20 protein-coding genes are annotated in these 20,486 nt (G+C 68.0%); 9 read left to right on the top strand and 11 right to left on the bottom strand.

What is annotated here, in order from left to right; all coding sequences use genetic code 11:
- The first annotated feature begins 68 nt into the window (after nucleotides 1-68).
- Complete coding sequence (locus J0J10_RS06135; RefSeq protein ID WP_291645721.1) at nucleotides 69-965, top strand: transporter substrate-binding domain-containing protein; 897 nt, start codon at nucleotides 69-71, stop codon at nucleotides 963-965.
- Here the strand turns inward: J0J10_RS06135 and J0J10_RS06140 are convergent, their stop codons facing one another.
- Nucleotides 966-2,135 carry an amidohydrolase gene (locus J0J10_RS06140; protein WP_291645722.1) on the bottom strand — a complete coding sequence of 390 codons (1,170 nt, stop codon included), beginning with the start codon at nucleotides 2,133-2,135 and terminating at the stop codon, nucleotides 966-968.
- Between the two features lie 164 nt (nucleotides 2,136-2,299).
- Between J0J10_RS06140 and J0J10_RS06145 the strand changes: the two genes are divergently transcribed.
- Together J0J10_RS06145 and J0J10_RS06150 are read left to right on the top strand one after the other, a co-directional pair.
- A complete protein-coding gene (locus tag J0J10_RS06145) occupies nucleotides 2,300-4,012 on the top strand; it encodes a lysine--tRNA ligase (RefSeq protein WP_291645723.1) in 1,713 nt (570 codons plus the stop codon).
- A 23-nt stretch (nucleotides 4,013-4,035) separates the two neighbouring features.
- A complete protein-coding gene (locus tag J0J10_RS06150; protein ID WP_291645724.1) occupies nucleotides 4,036-4,716 on the top strand; it encodes a nitroreductase in 681 nt (226 codons plus the stop codon).
- 20 nt (nucleotides 4,717-4,736) lie between these two features.
- Here J0J10_RS06150 and J0J10_RS06155 read toward each other — a convergent pair whose 3' ends face one another.
- Nucleotides 4,737-5,258, bottom strand: coding sequence for a cysteine dioxygenase (locus J0J10_RS06155; protein WP_291645725.1), 522 nt, complete (start codon nucleotides 5,256-5,258; stop codon nucleotides 4,737-4,739).
- A 183-nt stretch (nucleotides 5,259-5,441) separates the two neighbouring features.
- Between J0J10_RS06155 and J0J10_RS06160 the strand changes: the two genes are divergently transcribed.
- Nucleotides 5,442-5,921: an Lrp/AsnC family transcriptional regulator gene (locus J0J10_RS06160; protein WP_291645726.1), complete on the top strand. Its 480-nt coding sequence runs from the start codon at nucleotides 5,442-5,444 to the stop codon at nucleotides 5,919-5,921.
- A gap of 7 nt (nucleotides 5,922-5,928) precedes the next feature.
- Here the strand turns inward: J0J10_RS06160 and J0J10_RS06165 are convergent, their stop codons facing one another.
- The 4 genes from J0J10_RS06165 to J0J10_RS06180 form a co-directional block, all read right to left on the bottom strand.
- The gene (locus tag J0J10_RS06165; RefSeq protein WP_291645727.1) at nucleotides 5,929-7,077 is read right to left on the bottom strand and encodes an acyl-CoA dehydrogenase family protein; all 1,149 of its coding nucleotides are present in this window, start codon (nucleotides 7,075-7,077) and stop codon (nucleotides 5,929-5,931) included.
- A 168-nt stretch (nucleotides 7,078-7,245) separates the two neighbouring features.
- Nucleotides 7,246-8,442: an acyl-CoA dehydrogenase family protein gene (locus tag J0J10_RS06170; RefSeq protein ID WP_291645728.1), complete on the bottom strand. Its 1,197-nt coding sequence runs from the start codon at nucleotides 8,440-8,442 to the stop codon at nucleotides 7,246-7,248.
- A 107-nt stretch (nucleotides 8,443-8,549) separates the two neighbouring features.
- Nucleotides 8,550-9,734, bottom strand: coding sequence for an acetyl-CoA C-acyltransferase (locus J0J10_RS06175; RefSeq protein ID WP_291645729.1), 1,185 nt, complete (start codon nucleotides 9,732-9,734; stop codon nucleotides 8,550-8,552).
- 66 nt (nucleotides 9,735-9,800) lie between these two features.
- Nucleotides 9,801-11,876: a 3-hydroxyacyl-CoA dehydrogenase NAD-binding domain-containing protein gene (locus J0J10_RS06180; RefSeq protein WP_291645730.1), complete on the bottom strand. Its 2,076-nt coding sequence runs from the start codon at nucleotides 11,874-11,876 to the stop codon at nucleotides 9,801-9,803.
- Nucleotides 11,877-12,115: 239 nt separating this feature from the next.
- On the opposite strand from J0J10_RS06180, the gene J0J10_RS06185 reads away from it, so the two are divergent.
- The 4 genes from J0J10_RS06185 to J0J10_RS06200 all read left to right on the top strand — a co-directional run bounded on the left by J0J10_RS06185 (nucleotide 12,116) and on the right by J0J10_RS06200 (nucleotide 15,922).
- Nucleotides 12,116-13,066 (top strand): NAD(P)H-dependent flavin oxidoreductase, encoded by a 951-nt coding sequence (locus tag J0J10_RS06185; protein WP_291645731.1) that lies wholly within the window; start codon nucleotides 12,116-12,118, stop codon nucleotides 13,064-13,066.
- A 66-nt stretch (nucleotides 13,067-13,132) separates the two neighbouring features.
- The gene (locus J0J10_RS06190) at nucleotides 13,133-13,885 is read left to right on the top strand and encodes an enoyl-CoA hydratase-related protein (RefSeq protein ID WP_291645732.1); all 753 of its coding nucleotides are present in this window, start codon (nucleotides 13,133-13,135) and stop codon (nucleotides 13,883-13,885) included.
- A gap of 4 nt (nucleotides 13,886-13,889) precedes the next feature.
- Nucleotides 13,890-14,720, top strand: a complete 831-nt coding sequence (locus J0J10_RS06195; protein WP_291645733.1) for an IclR family transcriptional regulator — start codon at nucleotides 13,890-13,892, stop codon at nucleotides 14,718-14,720.
- On the top strand, nucleotides 14,717-15,922 hold the full coding sequence (locus tag J0J10_RS06200; protein ID WP_291645734.1) for a CaiB/BaiF CoA transferase family protein: 1,206 nt from the start codon (nucleotides 14,717-14,719) through the stop codon (nucleotides 15,920-15,922). Before J0J10_RS06195 ends, J0J10_RS06200 begins: the two co-directional genes overlap by 4 nt.
- Before the next feature lie 39 nt (nucleotides 15,923-15,961).
- On the opposite strand, the gene J0J10_RS06205 is transcribed toward J0J10_RS06200, so the two are convergent.
- The 5 genes from J0J10_RS06205 to J0J10_RS06225 all read right to left on the bottom strand — a co-directional run bounded on the left by J0J10_RS06205 (nucleotide 15,962) and on the right by J0J10_RS06225 (nucleotide 19,844).
- Nucleotides 15,962-16,219 (bottom strand): hypothetical protein, encoded by a 258-nt coding sequence (locus tag J0J10_RS06205; protein ID WP_291645735.1) that lies wholly within the window; start codon nucleotides 16,217-16,219, stop codon nucleotides 15,962-15,964.
- A 79-nt stretch (nucleotides 16,220-16,298) separates the two neighbouring features.
- Nucleotides 16,299-17,168, bottom strand: a complete 870-nt coding sequence (locus tag J0J10_RS06210) for a metal ABC transporter permease (RefSeq protein WP_291645736.1) — start codon at nucleotides 17,166-17,168, stop codon at nucleotides 16,299-16,301.
- Nucleotides 17,165-18,019: a metal ABC transporter permease gene (locus tag J0J10_RS06215; protein WP_291642114.1), complete on the bottom strand. Its 855-nt coding sequence runs from the start codon at nucleotides 18,017-18,019 to the stop codon at nucleotides 17,165-17,167. Before J0J10_RS06215 ends, J0J10_RS06210 begins: the two co-directional genes overlap by 4 nt.
- Nucleotides 18,016-18,927 (bottom strand): manganese/iron ABC transporter ATP-binding protein, encoded by a 912-nt coding sequence (locus J0J10_RS06220; protein WP_465247162.1) that lies wholly within the window; start codon nucleotides 18,925-18,927, stop codon nucleotides 18,016-18,018. Before J0J10_RS06220 ends, J0J10_RS06215 begins: the two co-directional genes overlap by 4 nt.
- On the bottom strand, nucleotides 18,924-19,844 hold the full coding sequence (locus tag J0J10_RS06225) for a metal ABC transporter substrate-binding protein (RefSeq protein WP_291645737.1): 921 nt from the start codon (nucleotides 19,842-19,844) through the stop codon (nucleotides 18,924-18,926). Before J0J10_RS06225 ends, J0J10_RS06220 begins: the two co-directional genes overlap by 4 nt.
- A gap of 128 nt (nucleotides 19,845-19,972) precedes the next feature.
- Here J0J10_RS06225 and J0J10_RS06230 point away from each other — a divergent pair, with 128 nt between their 5' ends.
- Nucleotides 19,973-20,425 (top strand): Fur family transcriptional regulator, encoded by a 453-nt coding sequence (locus tag J0J10_RS06230; RefSeq protein ID WP_291642118.1) that lies wholly within the window; start codon nucleotides 19,973-19,975, stop codon nucleotides 20,423-20,425.
- Nucleotides 20,426-20,486: the final 61 nt, after the last annotated feature.

Here is a 20,486-nt window from a genome sequence, read left to right on the forward strand (position 1 = left end):
ACACCTCACCCCTACCCCTCTCCTTACAGGAGAGGGGATCCCGCGCCCTTTATGACGGCAACTGCCCCTTGATCCCCGCCCCGGCCTGGCGCCAGATGCGGGCGATGATCGCCCGCATCACCAAAACCTTCGCCGGCAGCGCCCTCGCCGCCCTGCTGCTCCTGCCCGCGGGCGGAGCGATCGCCCAGGCGCAGCCGACTCCCAGCTATGTCGTGCCGAACTTCTGGGATCCGAATGTCCGGCTCGAGCGGCCCGATCCCGGCCCACCGCGGGTCATCCGCTTCCTGACGGACGACGACTTCCCGCCGATGCATTTCGCGACGCCGGAGGGCGGCGTCACCGGCTTCTCGGTCGAGCTCGCCCGCGCCGTCTGCGAGAAGCTCGCCATGAGCTGTACGATCCAGGCGCGGCGCTTCGACACCCTGCTCGACTCGCTCGCCGAGGGCCGCGGCGACGTGCTCGCCGCGGCGATCCCGATCACCCGCGAATTGCGCGAGCGCTTTGCGGCGAGCCATCTCTATCATCGCTCGCCGGCCCGTTTCGTCACGACGCGCGGCAATGCGCGCGCGGATCTCGATCTCGCCGCTCTGCAGGGCAAGCGCGTCGCCGTGATCGCAGGCACGGCCCACCAGGCCTTCCTCGAGCGCGTCGCTCCCTTCGTCCAACGCCGCGAGGTTTCCGACATGCTGGCGGCGCTGACCCTGCTGCGCAGCGGCGACGCCGAATATGTCTTCGGCGACGGTTTCGGCTTGGCCCTCGCCCTCGCCGGCCGCGGCGGCAACGAGCTCGCCTTCGCCGGCGGCCCCTATCTGGAGTCGCGCTATTTCGGCGAAGGCGTCAGCTTCCTCCTGCGCAAGGACGAGCTGCCGTTGAAGCGCGCCATCGACTATGCGCTGCAATCGCTCTGGGACGACGGCACCTATGCGCGCCTGTTCATCCGCTTCTTCCCGGTGAGCCCCTATTGATCAGCCCGGCGAGGCGTTGCTCAGCGCGCCCTCCAGCGCCTGGCGGGCCACCGCCGCCATCCAGCCCGCCGTCGCCGGCAGGATCGCGTCGTTGAAATCATAGCGCTCATTGTGCAGTTCGCCGCCATCCCGCGCCGGACCGTTGCCGATCCAGACATAGGCGCCCGGCCGATCCCGCGTCAGCATCGGAAAATCCTCCGAGGCCGTGCTCGGCGGCAGGTCGCGCCTGACCGCGAGGCCGAGGCTCCTGGCGGCCGAAACCGCGAGCTCCTCCTCGATCTCGCTGTTGACGGTCGGCGCCCCCATCGCGGTGAGCAGCACCTCTGCCCGCATCTCGAAGGTCTCGGCGATGCCCTCGCTGATCTGCCTGATCCGGTCCATCACGCGCTCGCGCACCGACAGCCGATAGGTGCGGAACGTCCCCGAGAGCGTGACGCGGTCCGGAATCTGGTTAGGCGCCGTGCCGCCATGGATCGCCCCGACCGAGACGACGGCACTGTCGATCGGCTCGACATTGCGGGAGACGATGGTCTGCAAGGCGACGATCAGATAGCCGGCGGCGACGATCGGATCACGGGTCAGGTCGGGCTTGGCGCCATGCCCGGCCGTGCCATGCAGGGTGATCTCGAACCGCCCGGGATCGGCCATCACCGGCCCGCGATGAACCTGCACCGTGCCGGCTTCCAGCCCCGGCCAGTTGTGGAAGCCGAAGACACGCTCCATCGGGAAGCGCTCCAACAGCCCGTCGGCGATCATCGCCCTCGCGCCGGCGCCGTTCTCCTCGGAAGGCTGGAAGATCAGCTGGACCGTGCCGCTCCAGCTCTCGTCGCGCAAAAGGAGCGCCGCCGCTCCCAGCAGCGACACGGTGTGGCCGTCATGGCCGCAGGCATGCATCACCCCGCTACGCTGCGACGCATAGGGGACTGCGTTCGCCTCCTTGATCGGCAAGGCGTCGATATCGGCGCGCAGGCCGACGCTGCGATCCGAGTTGCCGCGCTTCAGCGTCGCGACCACGCCATGGCCGCCGATATTGGCGGTGAAGGGCACGCCGAGTTCCCGGAGCTTCTCCTGGATGAAGGCGCTGGTCTTCTCCTCCTGCATCGACAATTCCGGATTGGCGTGCAGATGCTGGCGCCAGGCGGTGAGTTCGTCGTGCAGATCGCGGTCCAACGCAGCATCCTTTCAGGCATGGGCGGCCACAGCCTATACCCCTGCCAAGCTCCGGCAAGGCGTCCTTGCGGGGGCTGGCGAGGCGCGACAGCGCATTGACGTCGCCCACGCATATCTGCGAAACCGCCCGCTCCCCTGCCGCATTTGCGAGGATCCCAGGCCAAATGTCCGTTTTCGAACCCGCGCTGATCGAAGCCGCCCGCGTCTCGGCCGCCTGGCCGTTCGAGGAAGCGAAGAAGCTCGTCGCGCGGCTGCAGAAATCGGGCAAGAAGGAGGTTCTGTTCGAGACCGGCTATGGCCCGTCGGGCCTGCCCCATATCGGCACCTTCGGCGAGGTCGCGCGCACCTCCATGGTCCGCCACGCCTTTCGTGTGCTGACCGACGACGCCATCCCGTCCCGGCTGATCGCCTTCTCGGACGATATGGACGGCCTGCGCAAGGTTCCCGACAACGTCCCGAACAAGGAGCTGCTGGCACAGCATCTCGGCAAGCCGCTGACCGAGGTGCCCGATCCCTTCGGCACGCATGACTCCTTCGGCCGGCACAATAATGCCCGCCTCTGCGCCTTCCTCGACCAGTTCGGCTTCGACTACGAGTTCAAGTCCTCGACCGACGCCTATCGCGCCGGCGAGTTCGACGCGACCCTGCTGAAGATGCTCGCCCGCTTCGACAAGATCATGGCGATCATGCTGGCGACGCTGCGCGAGGAGCGCGCCGCGACCTATTCGCCCTTCCTGCCGATCCACCCGAAGACCCGGATCGTCATGCAGGTGCCGATCGAGGCGCGCGATGTCGAGGCCGGCACCATCACCTGGAGCGACCCCGCGACCGGCGAGCGCTTCACCACCCCGGTCACCGGCGGCCATGCCAAGCTGCAATGGAAGCCGGACTGGGCGATGCGCTGGGTCGCGCTCGGCGTCGACTACGAGATGGCCGGCAAGGACCTGATCGACTCCGTCAAGGTCTCCTCTCAGATCGCCCGCGCCCTCGACGGCACGCCGCCGGAGGGCTTCAACTACGAGCTCTTCCTGGACGAGCAGGGCCAGAAGATCTCGAAGTCGAAGGGCAACGGCCTGACTATCGAGGAATGGCTCGCTTACGGCTCGCCGGAAAGCCTGGCGCTGTTCATGTATGCGCGGCCGCGCGAGGCCAAGAAGCTGCATTTCGACGTGATCCCGCGGGCGGTCGACGAATATCTGCAGTTCCTCGGCGGTTATGAGCGTCAGGACTGGAAGAACCGGCTCGGCAACCCGGCCTGGCACATCCATGCCGGCAATCCGCCCGCGCCCGAGCTGGTGGCGCAGGCCGGTTCGGGCGAGAACGCCACCCGCACGCAGATCAGCTTCGGCCTGCTGCTCAACCTCGTCGCCGTCGCCAATTCCGAGGACAAGGCGGTGCTCTGGGCATTCCTGCAGCGCTATGCGCCGGATGTCTCGGCGCAGACCCATCCGCGCCTCGATGCGCTGGTCGGCTATGCGATCGCCTATTTCCGCGACTTCGTGAAGCCGGCCAAGCACTACCGGCCGGCGGACGAGGTCGAGCGCCAGGCCTTTTCGGCACTGGCCGACGCGCTCGCAGCCCTGCCGGACGGGGCTTCCGCCGAGACCGTGCAGGACACCGCCCTGGACATCGCCCGCGCCATCCCGCGCTACCAGAACTTCCAGGCCAAGAGCGCGACGCCCGAGCGCCCCGCCGTCACCGGCGAATGGTGGAAGGCGATCTATCAGGTGCTGTTCGGCGAGGAGCAGGGCCCGCGCTTCGGCTCCTTCGCGGCGATCTACGGGCTCGAGAACACCCGCAAGCTGATCGCCCAGGCGCTCGCCGGCGATCTCCTGCGCGAGCATGAGGACTTCGTCGCGGCCCGCAAAGCGGGCTGAGGATCGGAAGTCGAGGACCCTGCATGACCGACGCTGCGACTGTCGAACGCGCCATCGAGAGCCGCCGCGCCATCCGCGCCTTCCTGCCCGATCCGGTCGATCCGACGCTGGTCCGCCGCCTGCTCGAGCTGGCGGCCTGCTCGCCGAGCGGCACCAACATGCAGCCCTGGCGGGTGCGTGTGCTCGGCCCGCAAGCGCGCGCCCGGCTGGAACAGGGACTGATCGCGGGGCTGGATTCCCCCGATCTGCCGATCGAGGAAGAATACCGCTACTACCCGCAGACCTTCCGCGAGCCCTATCTGTCGCGCCGGCGCAAGGTCGGCTGGGACCTCTACTCGCTGCTCGGCGTGGTGCGCGGCGACCATGAAGGCATGAAGCGCCAAACCCAGGCCAATCTGCGCTTCTTCGGGGCGCCGGTGGCGCTGATGGTGACGATCGACCGCGACCTGGAGATCGGCTCCTGGCTCGATCTCGGCATGTTCGTGCAGACCTTCCTGATCGCGGCGCAGGCGCATGGCCTCGATTCCTGCCCGCAGGCGATCTTCGCGCGCTTCCACCCTGTGGTGCGGCGTGAACTCGCGATCCCCGAGAGCGAGGTCGTGGTCTGCGGTATCGCCCTGGGCAAGGCAGACCCCGACGCCCCCGCCAACCGGCTGGTGCCGGAGCGCGAACCGGTCGAAGGCTTTACCAGCTGGCTGGGCTGACCCTCGGCGCCGGCGGCCCCTCAGCCGGCGACAGCAGTGTATTCTGTCTCGATCGAGGAGCTGTGGGCCTCGTGGTCGAAACCGTAGATATGGATCGAGATCGCCTCGCCCGGTCCGCGATTCTGCATGCGGTGGATGTTCGGGCCGGTCGGTAGCATGCAGGCGACATAGCCGGCCTGCCGGTCATGTTCCTCGGTCGGCACCGCTCGGGCCGTGTCGACGGCGCGATACCAGGTTTCCGACACCGTGCCGGAGACGACGCCGAAGCAGCAGGAACAGTGATGATCATGGATCGAGGTCGTCGCGCCCTCGGCCCAGACCATCGCCCAGACGCTGACGGCGTCGTTGCCGGCGAGAAGGTTGCGGGCATAGCCGCCGGGCTTGCGCAGCAGCGGCAAGCGCTGGACCAGATCGGGGATGGCGACGAGCTCGCGCAGGACATTGCGCGCAGCCGCCAGATAGTCGCGCGAACAGGTGCCCTCATGGGTCCGCAGATCGCGTAGCACCGCCCCGCGCCGCTCCTCGCTGAGGTAACCCTGCATGTCCTGATCTCCCCGGTCTCGAACGCCGGGGCATGATAGGTCCGGCTCATGGGGAAGGATTTGCTACCTGACGCCAAAATCCATGAAAATTGAAAACTGATACCAATAATCAAACTGTAACGAGCATCAGATTCTCGCACAGATAATTTCAGGCACGTTTCATTCCAGACTCGGAGAATTCCCTTGGCCAAGCTCGACAGCTTCGATCTGCGCATCCTTGCGCTACTGCAGGCGGATGCGAGCCTGCCACTGGCCGACATCGCCGAAACCGTGGGGCTTTCCTCGACGCCCTGCTGGCGGCGCATCCAGAAGCTCGAAGCCGCCGGCTATATCCGGCGCCGCGTCGCAGTGCTCGACCGCGACAAGCTCAAGGCCGGGGTCACCGTCTTCATCGCGGTCAAGACCTCCAGGCATTCGATGGAATGGCTGGAGCGCTTCCACACGGCGGTGCACGACCTGCCGGAAATCGTCGATTTCTACCGGATGAGCGGCGAGATCGACTATCTGCTCAAGGCCTATGTCTCGGACATCGCCGCCTATGACGCGCTCTACAAGAAGCTGATCTCGCGCATCGACCTCAGCGACGTCACCTCGATGTTCGCCATGGAGGAACTGAAATCGACGACGGCAATCCCGCTCGGTTTCGCCGCCGAGGGGCGCTGAGCCCGGCTCAGGCCACCAGCCCGCCGGCAGCCGCAACCCGGCGCAGATGGTGCGGCGTGTCGCCGAACAGGCTCTCGATCATGGTCAGGCGCTTGAAATAGTGGGCGCCGATATACTCCATGGTCATGCCGATGCCGCCATGGAGCTGCACCGCCTCCTGCCCGACGAGGCGGCAGGAGCGGTTGATCTGGACCTTGGCCGCTGACAGCGCCGTGGCGCGCTCCTGCGCCTCGTCATGCTCGACCATCATCGCCGCGTAGAAGGCCATGGAACGGGCCTGTTCGAGCGCGATCAGCATGTCGACCGCCCGATGCTGCAGCACCTGGAAATTGCCGATCGGCATGCCGAACTGCGTGCGGGTCTTGAGATAGTCGACGGTCAGGGCGTGCAGCGCCGCCATCGCGCCGACCGCCTCCGCGGCAAGCGCCGCGATCGCATGTTCGGAGAGGCGCTGCAGCACGGGCAGCCCCTTGCCCTCCTCCCCCAGCAGATCCGCATCGGCGACCCGCACCCCGGCAAAGCCGATCTCGGCCGCCCGCCCGCCATCCTGCGTCGGATAGCCCGTGATCCGCAGGCCCGGCGCATCGGCCGGCACCAGGAACAGGCTGATGCCCTGCGCATCGCGGCGCGCACCGGAGGTGCGAGCGCTGACCACCAGGAGCCCGGCACTGTCGCCACTGAGCACGACGCTCTTGGCGCCATCCAGCACATAGCCGCCCTCGACCTTGCGTGCCGTCATGGCGATGTCGTTAAGATCGTAGCGCGCCTGTTTCTCGGTCTGCGCCAGAGCGAGCCGCAGCGAGCCGTCGACCACGGCCGGGATCAGCCGCTGCTTCTGCTCGGCCGAGCCGGCGAGCCGCAGGGCGGCGCCGCCGAGCACCACGCTCGCAAGGTAAGGCTCCAGCGCCAGCCCCTTGCCGAGCGCCTCCATCACCACCAGCGTCTCGACCGGCCCGCCGCCGAAACCGCCCTCGGCCTCGCTGAACGGAATCCCCAGAAGGCCCATCTCGGCGAATTGCGCCCAGCCCCGCTCGGAGAAGCCGAGCGGCTCGCGGGCGAGCTTCTGGCGCGTCTCCACCGAAGGGTAACTCGCCGCGATCAGCCGCTCGACGCCGTCCTTTAGCTGCGCCTGTTCGGGGGAGAGGTCGAAATCCATGGTGCGTCTCTTCGGTTCGCAGCGCAGTCGTCCCATCCGCACCGTCATCCCGGACAAGCGGCAAAGCCGCGCCGCTCCGGGATCCATCGCAGGGCGTCGGCGCCCTAGTATGGATCCCGGCTCAGGCCCGGGATGACGGCGGCGGATAGCAAGGGGTCGAGCCCATCGTCACAAGCCCAGCACCGCCTTGGCGATGATGTTCTTCTGGATCTCGTTCGAGCCGCCATAGATCGAGACCTTGCGGTTGTTGAAATAGCTAGCGGCGGCCGCATCGGCCCAGTCATGGTCGAAGGGCCAGTCATTGGTCGGCTCGGCGCCGCGTTCCGGCGCCGCCAGCGCGAAGGGGCCGGCGACTTCGAGCAGGAGCTCCGTCGTCGCCTGCTGCAATTGCGAGCCCTTGATCTTGAGGATCGAGGAGGCCGGGTCCGGCCTGCCCGGGTCGCGCGCCTGTGCGGCGACGACCCGCATCTGGGTGATCTCCAGCGCCTTCAGTTCGATCTCGACGTCGGCGAAGCGCTCGCGGAAGTCGCGATCATCCCACATCGTGCCCTCACCCGCCGGCATCTCCTGCGCGAGACGCTTGATCCTTGCCATGCGCTCCTTGGAGAGGCCGATGCGGGCAATGCCCGTGCGCTCATTGGCGAGCAGGAACTTGGCATAGTCCCAGCCCTTGTTCTCCTCGCCGACGAGGTTCTCGGCGGGCACCCTGACCTTGTCGAAGAAGACCTCGTTGACCTCGTGCCGGCCTTCCAGCGTGATGATCGGCCGCAAGCTGATGCCCGGCGTCTTCATGTCGATCAGCAGGAAGGAGATACCGGCCTGCTTCTTCGCCGCCGGATCGGTCCTGACCAGGCAGAAGATCCAGTCGGCATGCTGGCCGAGCGTCGTCCAGGTCTTCTGCCCGTCGACGATGTAGTGGTCGCCCTCGCGCACCGCTCTGGTCTTGAGCGAGGCAAGGTCGGAGCCGGCGCCGGGCTCGGAAAAGCCCTGGCACCACCAGTCGTCGAGATTGGCGATGCGGGCGAGGTGGCGCTCCTTCTGCGCCTGCGAGCCGAAGGCGGCGATCACCGGCCCGACCATGTAGCAGTTGAACTGCTGCGGCAGCGGCACGGCGGCGAGCAGCATCTCCTCGGTGAAGATGTAGCGCTGGATCGCCGTCCAACCCTGCCCGCCCCATTCTCTCGGCCAGTGCGGCACCGCCCAGCCCCTGGCGTTCATGATCCGCTGCGAGGTGACATAGTCCTCGCGTGAGAGCCCGCGCCCCTCCGAGACCTTGCGCCGGATCTCGGCCGGGATCTCATGGCGGAAGAACTGGCGCACCTCGTCGCGGAAGGCCAGCTCCTCGGGCGTGAAGCGCAGGTCCATGGGTACCTCCCGTCATTCTCAGGCGAAGCGAAGCGCAGACCCGGGAATCTCGTGACGCAAATGCTGGTTTCCGAGATGGTCGGGTCGGGTCCGACCATGACGCTCGCTTACGAATTGATCTCGAACAGCCCGGCGCAGCCCATGCCGCCGGCGACGCACATGGTGACGACGGCATAGCGCGCCTTGCGCCGGCGGCCCTCGAGCAGCGCATGGCCGACGAGCCGCGCCCCGCTCATGCCGAAGGGATGGCCGATCGCGATCGCGCCGCCATTGACGTTGACCTTCTCGGGATCGATGCCGAGCTTGTCGCGGCAATAAAGCGACTGCGAGGCGAAGGCCTCGTTCAGCTCCCAGAGGTCGATGTCGGAGACCTTGAGACCGTTGCGTTCGAGCAGGCGCGGCACCGCGAAGACCGGGCCGATGCCCATCTCGTCGGGCTCGCAGCCGGCGGCGGCAAAACCGCGGAAGATGCCGAGCGGCTCCAGCCCGCGGCGCTTCGCCTCCTGCGCCGACATCACCACGCTGGCCGAGGCGCCGTCCGAAAGCTGGCTGGCATTGCCGGCGGTGACGAACTGATCCTCGCCGCGCACCGGCTTCAGCTTGGCGAGCGCTTCCAGCGTCGTGTCCGGCCGGTTGCCCTCATCCTTCGCCAGCGTCACCGCCTCCTGGCGGACGTCGCCGGTCGCCTTGTCGGTCACCGCCATCACCGCGGTCATCGGCACGATCTCGTCGTCGAAGAGCCTGCGCTGCTGGGCGGCGGCGGTGCGGCGCTGGCTTTCCAGCGAGAAGACGTCCTGCGCCTCGCGCGAAATGCCATAGCGTTGCGCGACATTATCGGCGGTCTCGATCATCGTCGTGTAGATTGAGGGCTTATTGGCGGTCAGCCAGTCGTTCAGCGCCAGCTCGCGCCTCGTCACCGGCTGCACGAGGCTGATCGACTCGACGCCGCCGCCGACCGCGACCGGCACGCCGTCCATCACGACGCGCCGCGCCGCATGGGCGATCGCCTCCAGCCCGGAGGCGCAGAAGCGGCTGACCGTGACGCCGGCCGACTGTACCGGAATCCCGGCGACCAGCGCGGCATGGCGCGCGACGTTCAGCCCCGTCGCGGCTTCCGGATAGCCGCAACCCATCACGACTTCCTCGACCGCCTCCGGCTCGAGCTTCGCCCGCGCCATGGCATGGCGGATCGCATGGGCGGCCATGTCGGCGCCCCGCACCTGGTTGAAGGCGCCGCGATGGGCCTTGCCGATCGGCGTGCGGGCAGTCGAGACGATGACGGCTTCGGTCATGGCGCTGGGGTGTCCTCTATCGATGATCTGATCTGTCTTCGTCCGAACGGCCGACAGAAATGCCTTCTACGCCGCCTTCAGCGCCGAGAAGCCCCTGCCCTCGGCGGCGAGCCTGCGCAGCAGCGGCGCCGGCTCGAGTGAGGCATCGCCGCTTTCCGCCGCCTGCTCCTCCAGCCGCCGGACGATCACGTCGAGGCCGACGGCCTCGGCCCAGTGCATCGGCCCGCCACGCCAGGCCGGCCAGTTGTAGCCGGTGAGCCAGACGATATCGATGTCCCCGGAACGCGTCGCGATGCCTTCTTCCAGGATGCGCGCACCTTCGTTGACCATCGGGTCGAGCAGGCGCGCCAGGATTTCCTCGCTGGTGAAGCCGCGGCGGGCAACGCCCTCCTTCGCCGAGATATCGGCGATCAGCGCCTCGACCTCCGGGTCGCGCTGCCCGGCGCGGGCGCCTTCCGGATAGAGGTAATAGCCGCGGCCGATCTTCTGGCCGAACCAGCCGCGCTCGCAGATCGCATCCGCCACGGCCGCCGTCTTGCCGCGCGACTTGCGGCTGCGCCAGCCGATATCGTTGCCGGCAAGGTCCGACATGGCGAACGGCCCCATCTTGAAGCCGAAACCGGTCAGCGCCGCATCGACCTCATGCGGCAGGGCGCCCGTGACCAGCAGCCGCTCGGCGGCGCGGGTGCGCTGCTCCAGCATACGGTTGCCGACGAAGCCGAAGCAGTTGCCGACCACGACCGGCACCTTGCCGAGCCGGCGCCCGAGCGCGATCGCGGTCGCCACGACATCGGCGGCGACGCCTTCCGGCCGCACAATCTCGAGCAGCTTCATCACATTGGCCGGGCTGAAGAAGTGCATGCCGAGCACATCGGCCGGGCGCGTCGTCGCCGCGGCGATCTCGGTCAGGTCGAGATAGGAGGTGTTGCTGGCGAGGACCGCGCCCGGCTTCGCGACCTTGTCGAGCGCACCGAAGATCTCGCGCTTGACGCTCATCTCCTCGAAGGCCGCCTCGATCACGATGTCCGCTTCCGCGGCGGCGGCGATCCCGACCGCCGGCGTGATCAGCGCCATGCGCTGCTCGCGCGTGGCCTCGGTCATCGAGCCGCGCTTCACCGAGAAGCCATAGGTGTCGCGGATGCGGGCATGGCCCTTCTCCACCTGCTCCTGCGAGGTCTCGATCAGCGTCACCGGGATACCGGCATTGGCGAAGCACATGGCGATGCCGCCGCCCATGGTGCCGGCGCCGATCACCGCGGCGCGCGCGATCGGGCGCGGCTTGACGCTGTCGTCGATGCCCGGGACCTTCGCCGCCTCGCGCTCGGCGAAGAAGGCATGGCGCAGCGCCTTGGAGCGCTCGTCGACGACGAGTCTGGCGAACAGGGCGCGTTCATTGGCGAGGCCCTCGGCCAGCGGCAAGGTGAAGGCGCCGCGCACCGCCTCGATCAGCGCCATCGCATTCGGCATGTCGCCAGACTTCGCGGTCGCGTCCCTGGCCAGCGCCTCGAAGGCCTCGCGATCGGCCGGCGTCAGCTTGTCGGCGATCTCGCCGGTCTTCCGCGGCCTGCCCTTCGCGGCGAGATCCTGCGCCAAACCGACCGCCGCCGCGACGAGATCACCTTCGACCACCCGGTCGACAAGGCCGAGATCGAGCGCCTTCTGCGCCGCGACCGGCTCGCCCGACAGCATCATCGGAAAGGCCTTGGCGGCACCGATCAGGCGCGGCAGGCGCTGCGTGCCGCCGGCGCCGGGAATGATGCCGAGCTTGATCTCGGGCAGGCCGAGCTTCGCCGCCGGCAGAGCGACCCGGCCATGGCAGGCGAGCACGACCTCGAGCCCGCCGCCAAGAGCGACGCCCTGGATCGCCGCAACCACCGGCTTTCGCGCATCCTCGATCAGGGCGATCACCTCGGGCAGGATCGGCTGGGCCAAGGGCTTGCCGAATTCGCTGATATCGGCGCCGGCGATGAAGGCCTTGCCCGCGGCGGCGATGACCAGCGCCTCGACCTCTGGATCGGCCATGACCTCGGTCACCGCGGCAGCGAGATCGCGGCGCAGCGCCGCTCCCAGCGCATTGACCGGCGGATTGTCGATGGTCGCCACCGCGACGGCACCCTGATGGGCGATCTTGACGGTCAGCATCTGCGGGCTCCCCCGAATCTCGCGCACGTTCCGCCAAGCGGAATGTTCTTCTGTAGGTTTCCCTGCTAGGGACCCGGCCGCACCCGCTCTTGTCAAGCTCGCATCGGCGTCGCAATTTCGAAAGGCGCGCTTCATTCTGCTATGCAGAATAACGTCTGGCAGTGCTTGACCGCCCGCGACCGCTCGAACATCGTCGGCCCCGGTCGACCCACTGCAACGCCTGCCTAAGAGCCGTCCGCATGTCCCTCCCGCCTGGCCTCGCGCAATCGCTCTCGCTGCCGGTGATCGGCTCGCCGATGTTCATCGTCTCCGGCCCGGAACTGGTGATCGCGCAATGCCTCAACGGCGTGGTCGGCTCGTTCCCGGCGCTCAATGCCCGTCCAGCCGACCAGCTCGACATCTGGCTGACGCGCATCAAGGCCGAGCTCGCCGCCGCCAAGGCAGCCGACCCCGCCCGCAAGATCGCGCCCTTCGCCGTCAACCAGATCGTCCACGCCTCTAACGACCGGCTCCAGCACGACATGGAAGCCTGCGTCCGCCATCAGGTGCCGATCGTCATCACCTCGCTGCGTGCGCCCGATGCGGTGGTCAAGGCGGTCCACTCCTATGGCGGCCTCGTCTTCCATGACGTGACCACGATCCGCCATGCGGAAAAGGCGCTGGAGGCCGGCGTCGACGGGCTGATCCTGGTCTGCGCCGGCGCCGGCGGCCATGCCGGCACGCTGTCGCCCTTCGCTCTCGTCGGCGAGGTCCGGCGCTTCTATGACGGCCCGATCATCCTGTCGGGCGCGATCGCCAGCGGCGGCGCCATCCTGGCGGCGCAGGCGATGGGGGCAGACCTCGCCTATATCGGCACCCGCTTCATCGCGACCCGGGAGGCGAACGCCGCCGAGGGCTACAAGGAGATGATCGTCGGCGCCTCGGCCGCCGACATCGTCTACACCCCCTATTTCACCGGCGTGCCCGGCAATTACCTCAAGCCGAGCATCGCGGCTCAGGGGCTGGACCCCGACGACCTGCCCCATGCCGACAAGAGCAAGATGAGCTTCGGCTCCGGCTCGGCCAAGGCCTGGCGCGACATCTGGGGCTCCGGCCAGGGCGTCGGCCTGATCGACGACGCCCCGCCCGTGGCCGAGGTGATCGCCCGCCTGAAGAGCGAATACGAGCAGGCGAGGGCCCGCCTGCTCTGACCGATACCGGACTGCGGTTGCCGGATTTCCACCCCTGCCCGGCCCTTTGAAAAAGAGAACAGGACAATGACCGAGACGGTGCTGACCGAAGACGTTGCCGAGGGCGTTCGGCAGATCACCATGAACCGGCCGGACCGGCGCAATGCGCTCGACCGGGCAACCTATCAGGGCCTGATCGACGCGCTCGCCGCCGCCGATGCCGATGCGGGCGTCCGCGCCATCGTCCTGACCGGTGCCGGCGGCTGCTTCACCAGCGGCAACGACATCAAGGATTTCGCCGCCGCGGCCGCCACCGGCGTCGGGGCGCGCATCGCCATCGACTTCCTCGGCGCGATCTCGACCACGAAGAAGCCGATCGTCGCCGCGGTCGAGGGCTTCGCCGTCGGCATCGGCACGACCATGCTGCTGCATTGCGACCTCGCCTTCGCCGGCAAGGGCGCGAGCTTCCGCCTGCCTTTCGTCGCGCTCGGCCTCTGCCCGGAGGGCGGATCGAGCTATCTCCTGCCGCTAATCGCCGGCTCCAAGCGCGCCGCCGAACTCCTGATGCTCGGCGAGGTCTTCAGCCCGGAGGTGGCGCAGGAGGCCGGTCTCCTCAACGCCGTCACCGAAGCCGGCGAGGCGCTCCCCTTGGCGGTCGAGAAGGCGAAGGCGCTCGCCGCCCTGCCACCGCAATCCGTCGCGCTGACCAAGATGCTGCTGAAGCGCGGCAGCGCCGCCGCAACCGCCGAGACCATCGCCACCGAAGCCCGCCATTTCGGCGAGCGCCTGATGTCGGCCGAAGCGCAGGCCGCCTTCGCCGCCTTCCTGATGAAGCGCTGAGGCGATGCCCGCGGCCGCTCCTCAGCAGCGCGCAAGGCCCGGGCGGCCGGCGCGCACGGCTGCGAGCGAGGCGGGCGAGGAGCGGCATTTCATCACGGCGCTGGCGCGTGGGCTCGAACTGCTTTCCTGCTTCCGGCGCGGCGAGGAGGCGCTCGCCAATTCCGAGATCGCCCGGCGCTGCGGCCTCGCGCGCTCGACGGTCTCGCGCCTGACCCATACGCTGACCCGGCTCGGCTATCTCCAGGCCATGCCGGAAAGCGGCAGCTACCGGCTCGGCACCGCGACGATCGCGCTCGGTGCCACCGCCCTCGCCGGGCTCGACGTGCGTCGCATCGCCCGGCCCGGCATGCGCGAGCTCGCCGCCTTCTCCAACGCCTCGGTCGGCCTCGGCGTCCGCGACCGGCTCGGCATGCGCTATGTCGAATGCTGCCGCGGCGAGGCGGCGATCGCGCTCAACATCGATGTCGGCTCGCGGCTCTCGCTCTGCCGCAGCGCCATGGGCCGGGCCTATCTCGCTATCTGCGACGAGGCCGAGCGCGAGGCGATCCTCGAAGATGTGCGCTCGGTCGACGAGACCGCCTGGCCGCGCCTGCGCGAAGGCGTCGAGCGGGCGTTGGCCGAATACCGCGAGACCGGCTGCGTACGCTCCTTCGGCGAATGGCAGCCGACAGTGAGCTCGATCGCGGTTGGCTTCCGCCCCGGCGGCGGCCTGCCGCCGATGTCGATCAATTGCGGCGCGCCGACCGTCATCCTCGACGAGGGCTTCCTGCTCGATGAGGTGCGCCCGCGCCTGATCGCCTTCGCCGCCGGCCTGGAAGGCGTGATGGGCTCATGAGCGAACTCGACCTGCCGCTTGCCGGCATCCGTGTGCTCGATCTCTCGCGCATCCTTGCCGGCCCCTGGTGCGGCCAGGTGCTCGGCGATCTCGGCGCCGAGGTCATCAAGATCGAGCATCCGCTGCGCGGCGACGACACCCGCGACTGGGGCATCCGCGTCGGCGGCCGCAACACCTGCTATTTCAACAGCGTCAACCGCAACAAGCGCTCGGTCGGCGTCGATCTCGCCCAGCCCGAGGGCCTCGCCATCGTGCGTGCGCTGGCGGCGAAGGCGGACGTGGTAATCCAGAACTTCAAGACCGGCGGCGCCGACAGGCTCGGCCTCGGCTATGCCGCGCTCAGCGCCGAAAACCCCGGACTGATCTACTGCTCGATCGCCGGCTATGACTCGGATGGGCCGGAGGCGACCCGGCCGGGCTATGACCTCGTGATCCAGGGCGAAGCCGGGCTGATGGCGCTGAATGGCGAGCCGACCCAGCCGCCGCTGAAATTCGGCGTCGCCGCCGTCGACCTCTTCACCGGGCAATATGCGGCGCAGGCCGTGCTAGCCGCGCTCGTCCAGCGCGGCCGCACCGGCAAGGGCCGCCATGTCGAGCTCGCTCTGTTCGATTCCGGCATGACCATCGGCGCCTATTATGCGCTGGAGGCTCTGGCGCTCGGCCAGGATCCGCCGCGCTATGGCAATGCCCATCCCTCGATCGTGCCCTATGGCGTGTTCGAGGCGGCCGATGGCGCCCTCGTCGTCACCGTCGGCAACAATGCCCAGTTCGAGCGTTTCTGCCGTCAAGTGATCGAGCGGCTCGATCTGCTCGAGGATGAGCGCTTCCGCACCAATCTGCAGCGCACCGTGCATCGCGCCGCCCTGATCACGGTGATCGAGGCCGAACTGCGCGCCCGGCCCCGCGCCGAACTGCTGGCGCGGATGAGCGCGCAAGCCATCCCCTGCGGCGAGGTGCTCGGGCTGCACGAAGCCTTGCGTTCGGCCCGCGCGCAGGAGGCCGGCATGGTGGTCGAGAGCCAGCGGCCGGACGGCAGCGCCGGCACCGTGCTCGCGCCGCCCTACCGGCTCGACGGCGCGCGCGCCCCGGTGGGACGTCTGCCGCCCGATCTCGGCCAGGACACGCGGGAGGTGCTCACCGCCGAGCTCGGGCTCGACGCGGAACGCCTCGCGCTCTTGCAGGGAGCGGGCGTGATCGCCTGATCGCACGGCCGGCCAGCGGGGCCGGGCGCGCGACGGTGCTCAATCGTCGTAGTCGTCGTAATCGCGGCGACGGCGATAATAGCGCTCGCGTTCACGCTGCCGCCAATACTGGCGCTCACGTTCACGCTCCCGCCAGTAGCGGCGCCGACGGCGACGGCGGTCATCATCATCGTCGTCGTCATCATCGTCCGCCCGCGCCGGGGCGCTACCGATCACCGTCGCAAAGACGGCGAGCAAGGGTAGCCCGAACAGGCTGCCGCGCAGCAGGCGGCGGCGGTCGAGATCGGTTTCGGCCATGATCCACGCGCTCCTCGAAGGCCGACACGGAGATGCCGGCCGATGCCAAACGCCCCAGCCGAGCCATTATTCCTGGCGATCACGCTTTCGTGAAGTCTCCCGCGACGGCGCTCGAGGCCCGGCGCCGGCTCGCCCGCCAGAGATTGGCGGCGAGCGCCAGGGCGAAGAACCCGCCCTGGACCACCACGATGCAGGGGCCGGTCGCGGCATCGAGATGGAAGGAGAGGATCGTGCCGGCGACGCTCGACAAGGTCGCCGAGGCGATCGCGACCAGCAGCATCAGGTCGAAACGGCGGCTCGTCAGGTAACCGATCGCGCCCGGCGCCACCAGCATGGCGACGACCAGGATGATGCCGACCGCCTTCAGCGCCGCGACGATGGTCAAAGCCAGCAAGGCGAGCAGGCCGAAATGCAGCGCCCTGACCGGCAGACCGATGGCGCGCGCATGACCGGGATCGAAGGCGTGCAGCAGGAAGTCGCGCCGCTTCAGCAGCATGATCGCAGTGACCGGCAGCGCGATCAGCGCGGTTTCGGCGATGTCGGCCCAGGTCACACCGAGCATGTTGCCGAAGAGGATGTGCATCAGGTGCTGGTCGCTATCGACCTTGACGAAGAGCACGAGGCCGAGCGCGAACATGCCGGAGAAGACGATGCCCATCACCGTGTCCTCCTTCACCCGGCTGTTCTCCTTGAGATAGCCGATGCCGAAGGCGCAGCCGAGCCCGGCGGCGAAGGCGCCGAGCGCCAGCGGCAGGCTGGCGACATGGGCGAGCACGATGCCGGGCAGCACCGCATGCGAGACCGCATCGCCCATCAGCGACCAGCCCTTGAGCACGAGGAAGCAGGAGAGCACGGCGCAGACCAGGCCGACCATCACCGCGACGATCAGGCCGCGCTGCATAAACTCGTGCGCGAAGGGGGAGAGCAGCCAGGTCTGGACGAGGCTCATGCGGAAGCCCTCGCACTCGCCGCCCGCCGCGCCGCCAGCCTTCCATGCTTTGGCGCGAAGACGAAGGCAGCGAGGAAGAGCAGGGTCTGGAAGACGACGATAAGCCCGCCGGTCGAGCCGTCGAGGAAGTAGCTGACATAGGCGCCGACCGCCGAGGTGACGACGCCCATCGTCACCGCGATCGCGATCAGCCGGCCGAAACGATCGGTCATGAGATAGGCGGTGGCCCCCGGCGTCACCACCATGGCGATGACGAGGCAGGCACCGACCGTCTGCAGCGCAGCGACCGTGCAGGCACTGAGCAGGACGAAGAACAGGATCTTCAGCCTGAGCGGGTTCAGCCCGACGCTGCGGGCATGGTTCTCGTCGAAGAAGACCAGCATCAGGTCCTTCCAGCGCGCCAGCAGGATCGCGAGCGAGACTAGCGTGATGATCGCGACCTGGATCACGTCCTCGTCGGAAATGCCGAGGATGTTGCCGAGCACGATCGACTGGACATTGACCGAGGTCGGGTTGATCGAGACGATCAGCAGGCCGATGGCGAAGAAGCTGGTGAAGACGATGCCGATCACCGCGTCCTCGCGCAGTTGCGTGCGCACCCTGACCAGCGCCATGGCGAGCGCCGCGAGCAGCCCGGAAAAGAAGGCGCCGGCGGCATAGGGCACCTTCAGCAGATAGGCGAGCGCAACGCCGGGGACGATCGCATGCGCCAGCGCGTCGCCCATCAGCGACCAGCCCTTCAGCATCAGATAGCAGGAGAGGAAGGCGCAGACCCCGCCGACCAGGGCCGAGACCCAGATCGCCTTGACCATGTACTGGTAGCCGAAGGGCTCGAGCAGGAATTCGATCATGGCTTGTCGTCCGTGCTGCCGCTCGCCAGCTTCTCATGGTCGCGCTCGCCATAGAGCACGAGCGGCCTCTCATCGTCGGTGAGCACGGTGATCCGCCGGGCATCGGCATCGTCGTGCAGGGCCGTGCCCTCGAGCCGGAAATGCCGGAGCGCGCCGCCGAAGGCCCGCTGCAGGTTCTCCTGGGTGAAGGTGGTCTCGGTCGGCCCCGCCGCCAGCACGGTCTTGTTGATGATCACGACCTGGTCGCAGAATTCCGGGATCGAGCCGAGATTATGGGTCGAGACCAGCATCAGCCGCCCTTCGGCCCTGAGCTCGCGCATCAGCGAGACGATCTGGTCCTCGGTCTTGACGTCGACGCCGGTGAAGGGCTCGTCGAGCAGGATCACCTGCCCGCCCTGCGCCAAAGCGCGCGCCAGGAAGACGCGCTTGCGCTGCCCGCCCGAGAGCTCGCCGATCTGGCGGCGGCGGAAATCGAGCATGTTGACCCGGGCCAGCGCCTGCTCCACCGCCTCGCGATCGGCCTTTCGCGGCAGGCGCAGGAAGCCCATATGGCCATAGCGCCCCATCATCACGACGTCCTCGACCAGAACCGGAAAGGTCCAGTCGACCTCCTCAGCCTGGGGTACATAGGCGACAAGGCCACGCTTCAGCGCCCGCTGCACCTCGAGTCCGGCGATCCGCACAAGGCCGGCAGCCGGCTTCAGGAAGCCCATCAGCGTCTTGAAGATCGTCGACTTGCCGGAGCCGTTGATGCCGACCAGCGCGCAGATCGTGCCCGGCCCGAGCCCGAAGGAGGCGTCGTTCACGGCGGTGACGCCGTTGGCATAGCTCACGGTGACGCCCTCCACCGTGATCGAGGGCGCGCCTTCCGCCGCGAGCCGCGGCGCTATCGGGCGATGCAGGTTCACTGACCGAACCCCTTGGCGATGGTGTCGACGGTGACTTCCAGCAGCTTCAGATAGGTCGGCACGGCGCCGCGCGCATCGGAGAGCGAGTCGACATAGAGCACGCCGCCATATTTCGCCCCGGTCTCGCGCGCCACCTGCTTGGCGGCGCGGTCCGAGATCGTGCTCTCGCTGAACACAGCCGGGAGCTTGTTCTTGCGGACGAGGTCGATCAGCCGGCGCACCTGCTGCGGCGTGCCCTGCTCATCGGCATTGATCGGCCAGAGATAGGCTTCGCGCCAGCCATAGTCGCGCGTGAGATAGCTGAAGGCGCCCTCGCTGGAGACGAGCCAGCGCTTGTCCTCCGGCACCTTGTCGAGCCTTGCGCGCAGCGGCGCGTCCATCGCCTGGATCTGCGCGGCATAGGCGGCGGCGTTCCTGGCATAGGTCTCGGCATTGGCCGGATCGGCCTCGCTCAGCGCCTTGCGGATATTCTCGACATAGATCAGCGCGCTTGCCGTCGACATCCAGGCATGCGGGTTGGGCTTGCCCTCATAGGGCCCCTCCTTGATGCCCATCGGCACGATGCCCTCGGTCACCACCGCGCTCTTCACGTTCTTCACATTGTCGAAGAAGCGCTCGAACCAGCGCTCGAGATTCATCCCGTTCCAGAGCACGAGATCGGCCGACTGCGCCTTGACCACGTCGAGCGGCGTCGGCTGGTAGTCGTGGATCTCGGCGCCGGGCTTGGTGATCGACTCGACGATCGCCGCCGTGCCGGCGACGTTCTGGGCGATGTCCTGGATCACCGTGAAAGTGGTGACGACACGCAACGGCTTGCCGGACACGGCCTGCGCCAGCGCGGTCAGAGGATCGAAGGCGAGGCCCAGCGCCAGCGGGGCAGCAGCGAGCAGGCTCAGGAAACGGCGGCGCGGGGACATGCTTTCTCCAGCGTTCGATGGCGCATGGCCGAACGCTATTGCAAACCACTTGCATCTGTCAACGCAGTTGCGAACGATTTGCGATAACTGCTTTTGCAAATGCCTCTCAGCGTTGCTACCTCTCTGCCATGAAGGGAATCGACCAGCGCGTGGAGGCTTTCGAGGGCCAGCTCCGCCAGGCGGGGCTGCGCATGACGCAGCAGCGCCGGCTGATCCTGCGCGTGCTCGCCGAAGCCGACGACCATCCGGACGCCAAGGGCATCTTCACCCGCGCCTTCGCGCATGATCCGACACTCTCGCTGTCGACGGTCTACCGGACGATGAAGCTTTTGGAGACGCAAGGCGCGATCGAGCGCCACGCCTTCGAGGACGGCGTCTCGCGCTATGAGCACGCCGACCAGGAGCATCACGACCACCTGATCGATGTCGAGACCGGAACGGTGGTGGAGTTCTCCTCGCCCGAGATCGAGGCGCTGCAGGCCAAGATCGCCGCCGAGCTCGGCTATGAGATCGTGCGCCACCGGCTGGAGCTCTATGGGCGCAAGATCAAGGCGCCGCGCCGCAAGCCTGCCGCAAAGTAAGCCTGAGGCGCCCCGCAGCGACCTCGGCCGCCGCCGGCGATCGCGTCATGAGGAATTAAAA

The sequence above is a fragment of the Allobosea sp. genome (assembly GCF_017308075.1).
GTDB lineage: Bacteria > Pseudomonadota > Alphaproteobacteria > Rhizobiales > Beijerinckiaceae > Allobosea.

What these genes read in the sequence shown, in the direction of transcription:
- J0J10_RS06210 (WP_291645736.1), bottom strand. Translation starts at nt 17,168, where the DNA reads ATGAGCCTCGTCCAGACCTGGCTGCTCTCCCCCTTCGCGCACGAGTTT.
- J0J10_RS06180 (WP_291645730.1), bottom strand. Translation starts at nt 11,876, where the DNA reads ATGCTGACCGTCAAGATCGCCCATCAGGGTGCCGTCGCGGTGGCGACC.
- J0J10_RS06200 (WP_291645734.1), top strand. Translation starts at nt 14,717, where the DNA reads ATGAGCGAACTCGACCTGCCGCTTGCCGGCATCCGTGTGCTCGATCTC.
- J0J10_RS06150 (WP_291645724.1), top strand. Translation starts at nt 4,036, where the DNA reads ATGACCGACGCTGCGACTGTCGAACGCGCCATCGAGAGCCGCCGCGCC.
- J0J10_RS06165 (WP_291645727.1), bottom strand. Translation starts at nt 7,077, where the DNA reads ATGGATTTCGACCTCTCCCCCGAACAGGCGCAGCTAAAGGACGGCGTC.
- J0J10_RS06175 (WP_291645729.1), bottom strand. Translation starts at nt 9,734, where the DNA reads ATGACCGAAGCCGTCATCGTCTCGACTGCCCGCACGCCGATCGGCAAG.
- J0J10_RS06145 (WP_291645723.1), top strand. Translation starts at nt 2,300, where the DNA reads ATGTCCGTTTTCGAACCCGCGCTGATCGAAGCCGCCCGCGTCTCGGCC.
- J0J10_RS06185 (WP_291645731.1), top strand. Translation starts at nt 12,116, where the DNA reads ATGTCCCTCCCGCCTGGCCTCGCGCAATCGCTCTCGCTGCCGGTGATC.
- J0J10_RS06225 (WP_291645737.1), bottom strand. Translation starts at nt 19,844, where the DNA reads ATGTCCCCGCGCCGCCGTTTCCTGAGCCTGCTCGCTGCTGCCCCGCTG.
- J0J10_RS06190 (WP_291645732.1), top strand. Translation starts at nt 13,133, where the DNA reads ATGACCGAGACGGTGCTGACCGAAGACGTTGCCGAGGGCGTTCGGCAG.
- J0J10_RS06215 (WP_291642114.1), bottom strand. Translation starts at nt 18,019, where the DNA reads ATGATCGAATTCCTGCTCGAGCCCTTCGGCTACCAGTACATGGTCAAG.
- J0J10_RS06205 (WP_291645735.1), bottom strand. Translation starts at nt 16,219, where the DNA reads ATGGCCGAAACCGATCTCGACCGCCGCCGCCTGCTGCGCGGCAGCCTG.
- J0J10_RS06195 (WP_291645733.1), top strand. Translation starts at nt 13,890, where the DNA reads ATGCCCGCGGCCGCTCCTCAGCAGCGCGCAAGGCCCGGGCGGCCGGCG.
- J0J10_RS06155 (WP_291645725.1), bottom strand. Translation starts at nt 5,258, where the DNA reads ATGCAGGGTTACCTCAGCGAGGAGCGGCGCGGGGCGGTGCTACGCGAT.
- J0J10_RS06170 (WP_291645728.1), bottom strand. Translation starts at nt 8,442, where the DNA reads ATGGACCTGCGCTTCACGCCCGAGGAGCTGGCCTTCCGCGACGAGGTG.
- J0J10_RS06230 (WP_291642118.1), top strand. Translation starts at nt 19,973, where the DNA reads ATGAAGGGAATCGACCAGCGCGTGGAGGCTTTCGAGGGCCAGCTCCGC.